Source organism: Actinospica durhamensis (assembly GCF_018139695.1).
Taxonomy (GTDB): Bacteria; Actinomycetota; Actinomycetes; order Streptomycetales; family Catenulisporaceae; genus Actinospica; species Actinospica durhamensis.
This window is the reverse complement of the sequence record NZ_JAGSOG010000583.1, coordinates 1-1,328: the sequence shown is the minus strand read 5'-3', so window position 1 is coordinate 1,328 and position 1,328 is coordinate 1. Positions and strand designations below refer to the sequence as shown.

Here is a 1,328-nt window from a genome sequence, read left to right as displayed (position 1 = left end):
TGGGCTGCCCCGCGAATTTTGGACACTGGTCCCGCGGTGTGATCACGCGGCGAGCGTCAGGTTCGCCTGCTTCTCTCGGTAGGCTTCGAGGGGAGTCGCATAGCCGATCCCCGAGTGAAGGCGTTGGCAATTGTAGAACAGCTCGATGTACGCGGCAATGTCACGCTCCGCATGCTTCCTGGTCTGATATTCGGTCGGGTATATCAGCTCGTTCTTGATGACGGCGTTGAAGGACTCCGCCATCGCGTTGTCCCAGCACACGCCCCGTTTTCCCATGGACGGCCGGATGCCGTGCGCGGTCAGGACCTTGCGGTACTCGGCCGATGTGTACTGACTGCCCCTGTCGCTGTGGAACACCGCGTCGGCCGGGATCCGATGGTTGCGCACGGCCATCGAGAGCGCGTCGATGACGAGCCCGGCGCGCATGTGCTCGGCGGTGGCGTAGCCCAGCACCATCTTCGTGGCGCAGTCGATCACGGTGGCGAGGTATACCCATCCCTCCCACGTGCGGATATACGTGATGTCGCCGACCATCACCTGGCCGACGTGCTCGGCGGCGAACCGGCGCGCGACCAGGTCCGGGGTGGCCTCGGCGTCCGGGTCCGCGATCGTCGTCCTGCGCCACGGGCGCCGCTGGAGCGGGAGCAGGCCCAACTCGCGCATGAGGCCGCGCACCAGTTCCGGGCCGGCCTCGATCCCGCGCCGCCGCAACATCTGGTGGACCCGCCGGTACCCGTAGCGCATCCGCCCGACCGCGTAGAAGATCTCGTAGATCTCCACCTGCAGGTCGCGGCGGCGCTCCACGGTGGCCGAGGCGGGACGCGCGCGCCAGGCGTAGTAGCCCGAGCGTGAGACCTCCAGCGCGCGACACATCAGCGCCAGGGGGAAGCGGGCCTTCTCGCCGTCGATGAGCTCGTAGCGCTCGCTCACCGATGGTCGCGGGCGAAGAAGGCCGCAGCTTTTTTCAGGAAATCAGCCTCTTGACGTGCTTCGCGCAGCTCCCGCTCCAACTCCCGGATCCGCGCCGCGTCCGAGGCCGCGTCCCCGCCGTGTGCCATTGGCGCGACCGCGTCCGGATCGCCGACCCGCCGGCGCCGCTCGAGCTGCACCCACCGCCGCAGCGTGCCCTCGTCCACCCCGATCTCCACCGAGACCCGCGAGACCGGCCGCGGCCCGTCGAGCACCTCGCGCACCGCCTCGGCCTTGAACTCCGGCGAGTACCAGCGGCGTCCGCTGCCCTTGCCAGCTCCACCTTTATCCACTGTTTCCTCTCAATCTAGGCATAAGCCTATCGGAGGACCAGTGTCCAAGATCTTCGGGGCACCCCA

The 1,328-nt window shown here is 67.8% G+C and carries 2 protein-coding genes; both read right to left on the bottom strand.

Annotation, left to right across the window (positions count from 1 at the left end):
• Positions 1–42: 42 nt before the first annotated feature.
• Entirely contained in the window at positions 43–930 is an 888-nt protein-coding gene (locus tag KDL01_RS41165) for an IS3 family transposase (RefSeq protein WP_438802027.1), read from the bottom strand.
• Positions 927–1,262 (bottom strand): transposase, encoded by a 336-nt coding sequence (locus KDL01_RS46925; RefSeq protein WP_438802026.1) that lies wholly within the window; start codon positions 1,260–1,262, stop codon positions 927–929. Before KDL01_RS46925 ends, KDL01_RS41165 begins: the two co-directional genes overlap by 4 nt.
• Positions 1,263–1,328: the final 66 nt, after the last annotated feature.